The following is a 10756-nucleotide window of genomic DNA, read 5'->3' as shown; positions in this document are numbered from 1 at the left end:
GGCACGACGATTCCTCGCCGACTACGCCGAGTTCGCCGGCGACCCGGCCCCCGCCTGGCGGCGCCCGCGCTGCCGGGGATGACGGAGGTGGAGGAGACCGTGGCGGACGTCTGGGCCACCGGGGTCTCGCCGGACAGCCATCCGCTGCAGCACCTGCGCACGGAGCTCGAGGGGCTGGGCGCGGTCCGGATCGACCGGCTGGACGAGGTGGCCCGGAGGGCGGGCGCCGGGGAGCGGGCGGACCTGGGCGATCCGTTCGACCCGGACAACCCCCCGCCACGGGTGCTGGTCGGTGGCCTGGTCACGCACCGGCAGCGGCCGGCGACGGCCCGCGGGGTCACGTTCGTGAACCTGGAGGACGAGAGCGGGATGCTCAACGTCACCTGCTCGGAGGGGCTGTGGGCGCGGTACCGCACCGTCGCGCTGGGCAGTGCGGCGCTGCTGGTCCGTGGCCGGCTGGAGCGCAGCCCCGAGGGCGTGCTCAACCTGGTCGCGGACCGGTTGCAGCGGTTGCCGCTGAAGGTGGCGGTGAAGTCGCGGGACTTCCGGTGAGCGGTCCCACCGGAAGCCCCGCGAGGCCTCGGGTTCGGCGGTTCGGCTGTTCAGCGCACCAGCGGCGCGCCCATCGGCCGGGCTCGTCCGCCCAGCTCCTGCGTCATGCCGTCGACGAAGATGTACACGGCGGTGAGGCAGAACAGCGCCGCGGTGATCCCGGCGATGGTGAGCAGGCCGGTCGAGCCGTTCAGCGTGGCCGTGAGCACCAACGCCACTGTGATCGTGACCAGCGCGAACAGGGTGGTGAAGGCCAGCGGCAGGCGCAGCGTGGCCAGGGTGAGCACCGCGAACACCGCGAGCCAGGCGATGAGGAACGTCGCCTGCGCGGCGGCGGCGTTCTCCGCCGGGATCTTCAGCCAGTCGTTGACCAGCGAGAGCACGAGGTAGCCGTAGCTCAGCCAGAAGGTCGCGAACACCGTGAAGATCGCGCCGACCGCGCCCTGTCCGATTCGGATCGCCCAGACGCCGGCGACCAGGAGGCCCAGGCCGGAGACCAGGAGCGTCATCGGGACGAGGGTGCCCACGGCGGCCGCGGGCAGGTACCCGAACAGGTACAGCGTCAACCCGATCCCGCCGACGAGGAAGGCGGGCAGCCCGAGCAGGGCGGGGTTGCCGGTCGGTGCGGGCGGGGCGGCGGGCGCCGCGGGGCCGGCGGCGCCCGCCGGGTCGAGGGCGGGTTCGGACAGTCCGTGCTCAGTGCTCATGTCACGCTCCAGACTGGTGGGGCATCCGGGCGCGGAGCGTCCACCGGCGCGGGCGAGGAGTGTGCTCCGTCACACATATTGACGTCCACATCGGTCCGACATGGTTTCTCAATCTGACACAGCAGGCCTCTGAGCTGCGGCGGAGCTGTGGGAACCGGCGAGAATGGACACGGCGCGGACACGGCCGGGACACGGTCCGGACACGGCGCCGCAGGATCACGTCAGGAGACGCACGAGATGGCGTCCCGGAGACGGGGCGGGAACGAGCGGGGCCCGGGCGCCTCGGGGTGAGGCGTCCGGGCCCGGTCGCGCGACGGTGCGGCAGGCGCACCGCCCGCGTCACTTCACCAGCGCGTTGCCCATCGGCATCGGACGGCCGCCCAGGTCCTGGGTGAAGCCGTCGAACAGGATGTAGGCGAAGATCGCGCAGAAGACCAGGGTGGTGATCCCGGCGATCGGGAAGAGACCGGTGTTGCCGGTGCTCACGCCCAGGAACGCGAGCACAAAGGTGATGTCCACGAACACGAAGCCGGCCGTGAAGGCCAGCGGCAGGCGCAGCGTCGCCAGCGTGAGCAGGATGAACACCAGGGTGAAGGACAGCAGATAGGTCCGCTGCACGCTGGCCACGCCGGCGGCGTCGGTCACGCCCCACCAGCCGCTGGTGAGCCCGGTGAGCAGCAGGCCGAAGCTGAGCCAGAAGGCGGAGAACACGCCGAAGATCGCCGACACCGCGTTGGCGGCCACCCGGGCCGCCCACACCGAGGCGATCAGCAGGAAGAGCCCCGCGGAGAGCGAGACGATCGGGATCATGCCGCCCGGCAGGGTGGCGGTGTCCAGGTACCCGAGGAACCAGAGGCCCAGGGTGATCCCGGAGGGCAGGAAGGTGATCAGGCCGAGCAGGGCCGGGTTGGGCGCCGGGGCAGCGGCCGCCTGCGGCTCGGCAGCGGCATGCGCCCCTGCCTGCACGTCGCTTTCCACGCTCATGAAGTGCTCCTCGTCGAGTAAGCCGGCAGGGGAGTCCGTGGACGCCGGCGGTGCGATTGTGCGCGGGGTCACAGCGGCGGCGGACCCTACGAAAGGACGGATCGCGACCTCGACTTTCGCGACGCAACACGGGTACGGGCAGGTCAGCTGACCGTCGGGGCGGGCCACGAAGGGGTGACGCGGGTTGTGCACCGGCCGGGTGGGACCCGGCGCGGGCGGCCTCTGCGAGGATGGCGGACGTGAGCGGCGGCGACCATCTGCGGGGTGACCTGCCGAGCGGCGACGAGCCGACCGCCCCGCTCCGCCGGCCGGAACCCGGCCCGCCGCACGCGGCCCCGCCGCAGCCCGCCGCGCCGCAACCCGCCCCGTCGCAGCCGGGCCCACCGCAGCCCGGCCCGTCGCAGTCCGCTCGTCCGCAGCCCGGACTGTCGCAGTCCGGCCGTCCGCAGCCCGGCCGCCCGCAGGCCGGTCCGCCGCAGCCCGGCCCCACGCGCGTCGGTCCGCTCCCGCCGCCCGCCCCGCACCCGGGCACCCCGGAACCGAGCGCCCCGGTCCCGGCGGCCCCGCCGCCGGCCGTCCACGAGCGCAGGGGTGTCCGCGGCTGGCTCGAGGTCCACGGTGCGCTGCTGCTGGTGCTGCTGATCGCGCTGGGCGGCATGGTCCAGGTGCTCACCGAGCACTGGCGCCAGGGCTCCGCGCTGCTCGGCGGGTCCCTGCTGGTCGCGGCCCTGCTGCGCGGCGTGCTCCCGCCCGCGCGCGCCGGGCTGCTGGCGATCCGCGGCCGGGTCGTCGACGTCGTCTGCTACACGGTGTTCGGCATCGCCGTGCTCCTGCTCGCGCTCACGATCACCCGGGGATCGCTGACCGTGGGCTAGGTTTCCGCCATGTCACCTCGGGAGACGGACCGGACCGAGCGGATCGTCGACACACTCGTCGACGCGTTCTCCGACCTCATGGCGGCCGATCCGGCGGCCTTCCGCGCGAAGTTCCGGAAGATGGCGGCGGACCCGTTCGCCTTCTACCGCGGCAGCGCCTGCCTGTTCTACGCCGACGCCGCCGAGCGCGAGGACCCGTGGGCGGACGAGCGGACCGGCCGGATCTGGATCCAGGGCGACCTGCACGCCGAGAACTTCGGCACCTACATGGACGGCGACGGCCGGCTGATCTTCGACGTCAACGACTTCGACGAGGCCTACATCGGCCACTTCACCTGGGACGTCACCCGCTTCGCCGCCAGCCTCGCGCTGCTGTGCTGGCGCAAGGCGATCCCCGACGACGACATCACCGAGCTGGTCGGCCGCTACGCCCGGGCCTACCTCGACCAGGTCCGCGCGTTCACCGACGTCGACGACGACCGCAGCTTCTCCCTGCGACTCGACACCTGCGACGGGCCGGTGCAGGAGGCGCTGCTGCGGGCGAAGCTCAGCACCCGTGTGGCCCTGCTCGACTCGATCACCGAGACCGAGGGCTTCGACCGGGCCCTGCGACACGGTCCCGGGATCCGCCGGCTCGACGACGGTGAGCGCGAGCGGGTGTGCGAGGCCTTCGAGCGCTACCTCGACACCATCCCCGAGTCGAAGCGGGACTCCGGCGTCACCTACACGATCAAGGACGTCGCCGGGAAGTCCGGCTTCGGGATCGGCTCGGCGGGCCTGCCCGCGTACACGGTGCTGGTCGAGGGCTACAACCAGGCGTTGGACAACGACGTCGTCCTGTCGATGAAGCAGGGCAACGTGGCCGCACCGTCGCGGGTGGTGCCGGAGTCGGAGGTCGCCTCGGTCTTCCACCACCACGGGCACCGCACCGTGCTCTCGCAGCGCGCCCTGCAGGCCCACGCCGACCGGCACCTCGGGTGGACCGACCTCGACGGCGTGGGTTTCGTCGTCAGCGAGATCTCGCCGTACGAGTCCGACCTGGACTGGTCCGACCTGACCGAACCCGACCAGATCGGGCCGGTCGTGGAGTACCTCGGCCGGGCGACCGCCAAGGTGCACTGCGTCGCGGACTCGGACGCCGACGACTCGATCGTCGACTTCCAGACGGAGGAGGCGATCACCGACGTGGTCGGAGGCAGGGAGGACGAGTTCGTCGGCTGGGTCACCGACTTCGCCCACTCCTACGCCGCGCAGGTCCGCGAGGACCACGGGCGCTTCGTCGATGCGTTCCGCGACGGGCGCATCCCCGGCGTCGCCAGCACCTGAATGCACGAACGGCCCTGTCGTGCGGACCTACCGCACGACAGGGCCGTTCGGGCAAGGAACTCAGAAGCTCGCGAGCGCCTCGTTCAGGGTGCTGCTCGGCTTCATGACCGAGTCCGTCTTGGTCTTGTCGACGTAGTAGTAGCCGCCCAGGTCGACCGGCTCACCCTGCACGCCGTTGAGCTCGCCGACGATGGTCTCCTCGGCGGCGGCCAGCTTCTCTGCCAGCGGCGCGAAGATCGCGGCGAGGTCGGCGTCCTCGGTCTGCCGCGCCAGCTCCTGCGCCCAGTACAGCGCCACGTAGAAGTGCGAACCGCGGTTGTCCAGCTCGCCCACCTTGCGCGACGGCGACTTGCCGGTCTCGAGCAGCGTGCCGGTGGCCGCGTCGAGCGTCTTGCCGAGCACGCGGGCCCGGGCGTTGTCCGTGGCGTCGGCCAGGAACTCGAGCGAGACGGCCAGGGCGAGGAACTCGCCGAGCGAGTCCCACCGCAGGTGGTTCTCCTTGACCAGCTGCTGCACGTGCTTCGGGGCGGAGCCGCCGGCGCCGGTCTCGAACAGGCCGCCGCCGTTCATCAGCGGGACGATCGAGAGCATCTTCGCGCTGGTGCCGAGCTCGAGGATCGGGAAGAGGTCGGTGAGGTAGTCGCGCAGCACGTTGCCGGTGACCGAGATCGTGTCCTCGCCCGCCTTGGCGCGCTTGAGGGTGTAGCGGGTGGCCTCGGCGACCGGGAGGATCTCGATCGTCAGGCCGTCGGTGTCGAGCTCGGCGAGCTGCGACTTGACCTTCTTGATCAGCTCGGCGTCGTGCGCGCGGGTCTCGTCCAGCCAGAACACCGCCGGCCAGCCGGTGGCGCGGGCCCGCGAGACGGCCAGCTCGACCCAGTTGCGGATCGGCGCGTCCTTGGTCTGGCAGGCGCGCCAGATGTCGCCGGCCTCGACCTCGTGCTCGAGCAGGACCGTCCCGTCGGCGTCGAGGACGCGGACGGTGCCGGCGGCCGGGATCTCGAAGGTCTTGTCGTGCGAGCCGTACTCCTCGGCCTTCTGCGCCATGAGGCCCACGTTCGGGGTGGTGCCCATGGTCGTCGGGTCGAAGGCGCCGTTCTCCCGGCAGAAGTCGACGGTCTCGGCGTAGAGCGGGGCGTAGGACGAGTCCGGGATGACGAACTTGGTGTCCTGCTGGGCGTCGTCGGCGTTCCACATCTGGCCCGACGAGCGGATCGCGGCCGGCATCGACGCGTCGATGATCACGTCCGACGGCACGTGCAGGTTGGTGATCCCGCGCGAGGAGTCGACCATCGCCAGCCGCGGCCCGGAGGTGTAGCCGGCGGAGATCGCGTCCTCGATCGCCTTCTTCTTGTCCGCGGGGAGCTTCTCCAGCGCGGTGAGGATGGAGGCGAGGCCGTCGTTGGGGTTCGCCCCGACCGACGCGAGGTCCTCGCCGAACTGCGCGAAGACGTTCTTGAAGTAGGCCCGCACGGCGTGCCCGAACAGGATCGGGTCGGACACCTTCATCATCGTGGCCTTGAGGTGCACCGAGAACAGCACGCCCTTGTCGGCGGCGTCGGCGACCTGCTCGGCCAGGAAGGCGTTGAGCGCCGACGCGCTCATCACCGCGGCGTCGACGACCTCGCCCTCGAGGACCTTCAGGCCCTCCTTGAGGACGGTCGTGCTGCCGTCCGCGGCGGTGTGCTCGATCGACAGGGTGGTTCCGGCCGGGAGGGTCACCGACTTCTCGGAGTGCCGGAAGTCCCCGTCGGACATGGTCGCGACGTGCGACTTCGAGTCCTTCGACCAGGCGCCCATCGAGTGCGGGTGCTTCTTGGCGAAGCCCTTGACCGAGGCGGGCGCGCGGCGGTCCGAGTTGCCCTCGCGCAGCACCGGGTTGACCGCGGAGCCCTTGACGGCGTCGTAGGCGGCGCGGGCGGCCTTCTCCTCGTCCGTCTGCGGGTTCTCCGGGTAGTCCGGCACCGCGTAGCCGGCGGCCTGCAGCTCCTTGATCGCCGCCTTGAGCTGCGGGATCGAGGCCGAGATGTTCGGCAGCTTGATGATGTTGGCCTCGGGCGTCTTGGCCAGCTCGCCGAGCTCGGCCAGCGCGTCGGGGACCCGCTGGGCGTCGGTCAGCCGGTCCGGGAACTGCGCGAGGATGCGGCCGGCCAGGGAGATGTCGCGGGTCTCGACGTCGATCCCGGCCTTGCCGGCGTAGGCCTCGATGACCGGCAGGAAGGAGTGCGTGGCCAGGGCCGGCGCCTCGTCCGTATAGGTGTAGATGACCTTCATCGCTGCTTCGCGCCTCGCAAACGTGTCGCCTGGTGGGCTCCGTACGACAGGAGCACGCCGCTCCCCGCCCGACACGCTATCCCGTACGCCTGTCCTGGTGCGTGCCGAGGTCGGTGCCGGATGCCCGCGACGGTGCACGTCACACCCCCGGGAGGGCGGTCCGCTCCGCTACGGTGAGCCCGAGGGTCGTCACGGGGAGGGGTCATGGCGCTGGGGCCGAAGATCAAGGTGCCCAAGCTGGAGGCGTCGTCCTTCAAGGGCTGGGCGTTCGTGCTGATCGCCGGCACCCTGCTCGCGGTGATCGCGCTCGTGTTCCGCGGCACCGGCACCACCGGTGAGACCGGATGCGTGATGGAGGTGCAGGGCAGCGCGCCGCTCGACGTCTACCGCAGCGCCAGCACCCAGTTCGAACCCGTCGACACCCTGCGCGCCGGCCAGCTGGTCGACGCCGAGCGCGGGGTCATCGAGAACGGCTTCCGCAAGCTCGTCGGCGACAACCGGTGGGCCGTCAACGAGCGGCTGGCCGCGACCGCGGGGAGCACGTGCTGACACCCGTCACGCATGTCCGGGCGCGCTGCGGGAAGCTCTAGGCGTGCCGACCGTCAGCTCCGTGAACGTCAACGGCGTGCGGGCCGCGTCGACCAAGGGGTTCCTGGACTGGCTCGCCGGGACCGAGGCGGACGTCGTGTGCCTGCAGGAGACGCGCGCGCTGCCCGTCGACCTGCCGGCCGGGTTCCTCGCCGCGGCCGCCGGGTGGCACCTGACCCTCGAGCCCGCCGCCGCCAAGGGCCGCAACGGCGTGGCCGTGCTGAGCCGGGAGGCGCCCGAGGCGGTCCGGACCGGGATCGGCGCCGCCGAGTTCGCGGGCGCCGGCCGCTACGTCGAGGTCGACCTGCCCGAGCTGACCGTCGCCTCGCTCTACCTGCCCAAGGGCAGTGCCGGCACGCCGAAGCAGGAGGAGAAGGACCGCTTCCTCGCCGCCTTCGCCGCGCACCTCGCCGAACGCCGGGAGAAGGCGCTGGCGGACGGCCGGGAGATGGTCGTCGCCGGGGACTTCAACATCGCGCCCACCGAGGCCGACATCCGGAACTGGAAGGGCAACCTCGCCCACTCCGGGTTCCTCCCGCACGAGCGCGAGTGGATCACCACGCTGTGCGCGAGCGGTTGGACGGACGTGGTGCGCGCCGTGCACCCGGGCATCGACGGCCCCTACACGTGGTGGTCCTACCGCGGCCGCGCCTTCGACAACGACGCCGGCTGGCGCATCGACCACGTCCTCGCCACCGCCGGGCTCGCCGCCCGGGCCGAGCACGCCGTCGTCGAGCGGGCCCCGAGCTACGACACGCGCTGGTCGGACCACGCCCCGGTGACCGTGAGGTTCGGGCCGCCGTGATCCCGAGCCGGATGATCGGGGGGCGCTACGTCGTCCTCGACGGGCTGGGCGCCGGGCTGCTCGGCCCGGTCTGGCGGGCCGAGGACCGGTTGACCGGGCGCTACCTCGCGGTGCAGGAGCTGCACGTCCCCGACATGACCCCCGCCGAGCACGCGCGGTTCCGCGAGCACCTGCTCCGCGAGGCGCGGCGGGTCGGCGCGCTCGCCGACCCGGGGCTGCTCGCGGTGCACGACGTCCTGTCCGACTGCGGGATCGACCACGTGGTCACGGAGCTCGTCGTCGGGACGCGGCTGAGCGACCACGTCGCCTCCGGCGGTCCGCTCGCCGCCCACGACGCGCTCGACATGGCCCGGGCGCTGCTGCGCACGCTGCGCGCCGCGCACCACCGGCAGCTCGTGCACGGCGCCGTCCGGCCCGGCGCGGTCGTGCTGGGCGACGACGGGCGGGTCGCGCTCGCCGACGTCGGGCTCGCGCTGCCGGCCGAGGAGGCCGGGGTGCCGGTGCGGGACCAACTGGGTCCGCACGGCGTCGTCGCGCCGGAGCGGGCGGCGGGCGGATCCGCGACGGCCGCGGCGGACATGTGGGGGCTCGGCGCCACCCTGGCCTTCGCCGGGGCGACCGAGGAACCGCTGTCGTCGCTGGTCACAGCCCTGCGCGCGGACGACCCGGCGGCGAGACCCACCGCCGGCGAGGCGCTGGCGATGCTCGGCCGCAACGGCCATCCCCCCGGCACCTCCGGGCGTTCGTGGTGGAAGATCTGGGAACGCCTCCGCCCCTGACCGGAGAACCCGCCCCCGACCCGACCCGACCAGCCCCGCAAGCCGGCACTTTCGGTAGCGCGAGTCGGGAGTTCCGGCACCGCGAGTCGGGAGTTCCGGCGCCGCGAGTCGGGAGTTCTGGCACCGCGAGTCGGCAGTTTCGCTAGACCGCGAGTTGCGCTCTGCGCTCCCGCGAGTCGCGCTGTGACCGCCCGCGAGTCGCGCCGTGGCCCTCCGCGAGTCGGGAGGTCCGGGACCGCGAGTCGGGAGCTACGGAGGAGCCCGGCTCAGGCGACGTCGGTGGGGGTGCCGCCCGTGACCGCGACGAGCTCGGCGAAGGTCGTCGGGAAGACCGCGTGGGCGATGCCGCCCGCGGCCCAGACCTCCTCGTAGGCCTCGAGCGCGCGGTCCACGAGGGTGCGCAGCGGCGCCGGGTGCCCGACGGGCGCGATCCCGCCGATGGCCTGGCCGGTCGCCGTCGCCACGAAGTCCGGCTTGGCACGGCGTACCGCCGACGCGCCGACGAGCTCAGCGGCCTTCGCCGTGTCGACGCGGTGCGCGCCGGAGGTGAGAACGAGGAGCGGTTCGCCGTCGGCGTCGAACACCAGCGAGTTCGCGATCGCACCGACCTCGACGCCGAGGGCCTCGGCAGCCGCAGCGGCCGTGGTGACCGCGTCGGGCAGCACCTGCATGCGCTCGACGTGCTCCTCCGCGGCGCCGCCCTCACGCAGCGCCGCGATCACCTTCTGCACCTTGGGGTGGTCCTGCGCGGGCATGGCCGCATTCCAGCACGGCCCTCGCCGAGCCGGCACCCGGATTCGGAACTCCCGACTCGCGGTGCCGGATCTCCCGACTCGCGGGGGTGCAGAGCGCGACTCGCGGGGGCGGGCGACGGCGCGACTCGCGGGGTGCAGAGCGCGACTCGCGGTGCCGGATCTCCCGACTCGCGGTGCTGGAAGTGCCGACTCGCGGGGGACGAAGCTTCAGGGGGCCGAGAGTTGGGCCCACACCCACCCCGTGGCGTCGGCGGGGTCGGTGCTGGTGCCCGGGCCGGAGGGCGGGGCGGCCCAGGCGTGGTCCCGGCCGGCGAGGACGTCCCGCACCACGGTCCGGCCGTCCGCACACGACCAGCGCGTGACGGTCGCGGGCCCGTTCACGGCCGTCGCCGGGTCCGCGCAGGAGGCGGCGGCGAGGAACGGGGCCAGCGTGGCGTCGAGCGAAGCCCGGCCCGGCCTCCCGCCGATCGGCACCCGCGGATCCGCCGTCCCGGCCACCGCAGCGACCCGCACCGGCGCGGGCTCCGGGCACGGCACCGTGAGGGCCCCGGCGACGGGCCCGATCCCGGCCAGGTCGCCCGGCCGGGCGCAGGCCCAGGCGTAGCTGAGCATGGCGCCGTTGGAGAACCCGACGGCGTACACCCGCCGCGGGTCGGTGCCCTCCCGTTCGATGAGCGTGGCGGCGAGTTCGTGCAGGTAGCCGACGTCGTCGACGCCGTGGGCGGCCGAGCTCCCGCAGCAGGCGCCCGCGTTCCACGTCCGGTCGAGGCCCTGCGGGTACGCGACGACCACGCCCTCCCGCTCGGCCAGCTCGTCCCATCCGGTCAGGGAGCGCATGCCCTCGGCGGTCCCGGTCGCGCCGTGCAGCACGAGCACGAGCGGCGCCCCGGGCCCGGCGGACGCCGGATGGTGGACGAGCGTGGTGCGGTCGCCCTGGGGCGTGGCGAGGGTGACGGTGCCGTCGGCCGCCGGGACGTCGGCACACGCCGCCGCCAGTACGGCGAGCAGCACGACGACGCCGGCACGGAGGCGCACGCGCCGAGGATAGGTCCCCGCGGTATTCCCGGCCGGTCCTGTGATGATCTCGCAGGTCGACCGGGGGCGCGGCGCG

The 10756-nt window shown here is 73.1% G+C and carries 11 protein-coding genes; 6 read left to right on the top strand and 5 right to left on the bottom strand.

All coding sequences use genetic code 11. The features are described from left to right. The coding region (locus AB0B41_RS32930; RefSeq protein ID WP_358210309.1) for an OB-fold nucleic acid binding domain-containing protein at positions 1 to 552 on the top strand (552 nt) is incomplete at its 5' end. A gap of 50 nt (positions 553 to 602) precedes the next feature. On the opposite strand, the gene AB0B41_RS32925 is transcribed toward AB0B41_RS32930, so the two are convergent. Then, the gene (locus AB0B41_RS32925; RefSeq protein WP_358210307.1) at positions 603 to 1259 is read right to left on the bottom strand and encodes a GPR1/FUN34/YaaH family transporter; all 657 of its coding nucleotides are present in this window, start codon (positions 1257 to 1259) and stop codon (positions 603 to 605) included. A gap of 339 nt (positions 1260 to 1598) precedes the next feature. Then, positions 1599 to 2243 (bottom strand): GPR1/FUN34/YaaH family transporter, encoded by a 645-nt coding sequence (locus AB0B41_RS32920; protein WP_358210305.1) that lies wholly within the window; start codon positions 2241 to 2243, stop codon positions 1599 to 1601. A gap of 239 nt (positions 2244 to 2482) precedes the next feature. Between AB0B41_RS32920 and AB0B41_RS32915 the strand changes: the two genes are divergently transcribed. Together AB0B41_RS32915 and AB0B41_RS32910 are read left to right on the top strand one after the other, a co-directional pair. Then, positions 2483 to 3118 (top strand): DUF3017 domain-containing protein, encoded by a 636-nt coding sequence (locus AB0B41_RS32915; RefSeq protein WP_358210303.1) that lies wholly within the window; start codon positions 2483 to 2485, stop codon positions 3116 to 3118. Positions 3119 to 3127: 9 nt separating this feature from the next. Then, positions 3128 to 4444, top strand: coding sequence for a DUF2252 domain-containing protein (locus AB0B41_RS32910; protein ID WP_358210301.1), 1317 nt, complete (start codon positions 3128 to 3130; stop codon positions 4442 to 4444). 60 nt (positions 4445 to 4504) lie between these two features. Here AB0B41_RS32910 and AB0B41_RS32905 read toward each other — a convergent pair whose 3' ends face one another. Then, positions 4505 to 6718 (bottom strand): NADP-dependent isocitrate dehydrogenase, encoded by a 2214-nt coding sequence (locus AB0B41_RS32905; RefSeq protein WP_358210299.1) that lies wholly within the window; start codon positions 6716 to 6718, stop codon positions 4505 to 4507. Between the two features lie 204 nt (positions 6719 to 6922). Between AB0B41_RS32905 and AB0B41_RS32900 the strand changes: the two genes are divergently transcribed. From AB0B41_RS32900 to AB0B41_RS32890, 3 genes are read left to right on the top strand one after another with little or no spacing between them, the layout of a single operon-like run. Further along, positions 6923 to 7267, top strand: coding sequence for a hypothetical protein (locus AB0B41_RS32900; protein ID WP_037046347.1), 345 nt, complete (start codon positions 6923 to 6925; stop codon positions 7265 to 7267). Between the two features lie 43 nt (positions 7268 to 7310). Next, entirely contained in the window at positions 7311 to 8111 is an 801-nt protein-coding gene (locus AB0B41_RS32895) for an exodeoxyribonuclease III (RefSeq protein ID WP_358210296.1), read from the top strand. Next, positions 8108 to 8890: a protein kinase gene (locus AB0B41_RS32890; RefSeq protein WP_358210294.1), complete on the top strand. Its 783-nt coding sequence runs from the start codon at positions 8108 to 8110 to the stop codon at positions 8888 to 8890. The genes AB0B41_RS32895 and AB0B41_RS32890 overlap by 4 nt, the downstream gene beginning before the upstream one ends. Before the next feature lie 266 nt (positions 8891 to 9156). Here the strand turns inward: AB0B41_RS32890 and AB0B41_RS32885 are convergent, their stop codons facing one another. Beyond that, positions 9157 to 9645, bottom strand: a complete 489-nt coding sequence (locus AB0B41_RS32885) for a YbaK/EbsC family protein (RefSeq protein WP_358210292.1) — start codon at positions 9643 to 9645, stop codon at positions 9157 to 9159. A 207-nt stretch (positions 9646 to 9852) separates the two neighbouring features. Continuing rightward, a complete protein-coding gene (locus tag AB0B41_RS32880; protein ID WP_358210290.1) occupies positions 9853 to 10680 on the bottom strand; it encodes a PHB depolymerase family esterase in 828 nt (275 codons plus the stop codon). Between the last annotated feature and the right edge of the window lie 76 nt (positions 10681 to 10756).

Source organism: Pseudonocardia sp. NPDC049154 (assembly GCF_040648315.1).
In the GTDB taxonomy this organism is placed as follows: Bacteria; Actinomycetota; Actinomycetes; order Mycobacteriales; family Pseudonocardiaceae; genus Pseudonocardia.
The sequence above is the reverse complement of the archived record's forward strand: the minus strand, read 5'-3'. Positions and strand labels throughout refer to the sequence as shown.

What these genes read in the sequence shown, in the direction of transcription:
- AB0B41_RS32925 (WP_358210307.1), bottom strand. Translation starts at nt 1,259, where the DNA reads ATGAGCACTGAGCACGGACTGTCCGAACCCGCCCTCGACCCGGCGGGC.
- AB0B41_RS32920 (WP_358210305.1), bottom strand. Translation starts at nt 2,243, where the DNA reads ATGAGCGTGGAAAGCGACGTGCAGGCAGGGGCGCATGCCGCTGCCGAG.
- AB0B41_RS32910 (WP_358210301.1), top strand. Translation starts at nt 3,128, where the DNA reads ATGTCACCTCGGGAGACGGACCGGACCGAGCGGATCGTCGACACACTC.
- AB0B41_RS32905 (WP_358210299.1), bottom strand. Translation starts at nt 6,718, where the DNA reads ATGAAGGTCATCTACACCTATACGGACGAGGCGCCGGCCCTGGCCACG.
- AB0B41_RS32900 (WP_037046347.1), top strand. Translation starts at nt 6,923, where the DNA reads ATGGCGCTGGGGCCGAAGATCAAGGTGCCCAAGCTGGAGGCGTCGTCC.
- AB0B41_RS32885 (WP_358210292.1), bottom strand. Translation starts at nt 9,645, where the DNA reads ATGCCCGCGCAGGACCACCCCAAGGTGCAGAAGGTGATCGCGGCGCTG.